Here is a 621-nt window from a genome sequence, read left to right as displayed (position 1 = left end):
TTGTCATCCCAAAACCACCGCCTCTGGCGGTGGTGATTGTTCCTTGAGGCTATAGCCTGAATTACGCCCATGCTAAAAGAGACTTCTTATTCACCACAAGTAAGAGGAGACGAAAAGCATGGGCGATTATAGAAGTTCATCACATGTTTATTGGCGTTGCAAATATCATATTGTTTGGACTCCGAAGTACCGTTTTAAAATTTTAAAAGGAAACCTTGGTAAGGAGTTATACAGGTCAATTTATATCCTTTGCAATATGAAGGGTTGTGAGGTTTTAGAATTAAACGTTCAGATAGACCACGTTCACTTGGTAGTCATAATCCCGCCGAAGCTGTCAGTATCAACGCTGATGGGAGTATTGAAAGGAAGAAGTGCGATAAGGCTATTCAATAAATTCCCTCATGTACGTAAAAAGCTATGGGGCAATAGCTTTTGGGCCAGAGGTTATTTTGTAGACACAGTAGGTGTTAATGAAGAAATCATTAGACGATATGTGCGCCATCAAGATAAACAAGATCAGGAACATGAGGCTCAATTGTCGTTGCAGATGATGTAGGTTCTTGGAATAGCCCCTTCCAGGGGCAAGTCAAAGCCGCCTTCTAAGAAGGCGGATTCTTTACT

The 621-nt window shown here is 41.5% G+C and carries 1 protein-coding gene; it reads left to right on the top strand.

Going from position 1 to position 621, the window contains the following annotated elements; all coding sequences use genetic code 11:
• The first annotated feature begins 118 nt into the window (after positions 1 to 118).
• The gene (tnpA, locus tag MO387_RS20790) at positions 119 to 556 is read left to right on the top strand and encodes an IS200/IS605-like element ISSod23 family transposase (protein WP_012088248.1); all 438 of its coding nucleotides are present in this window, start codon (positions 119 to 121) and stop codon (positions 554 to 556) included.
• The last annotated feature ends 65 nt before the right edge of the window (positions 557 to 621 follow it).

It is taken from the genome of Shewanella sp. N2AIL (assembly GCF_022690845.1).
GTDB classification, from domain to species: domain Bacteria; phylum Pseudomonadota; class Gammaproteobacteria; order Enterobacterales; family Shewanellaceae; genus Shewanella; species Shewanella baltica.
This window is presented reverse-complemented; position numbering and strand designations above follow the sequence as displayed.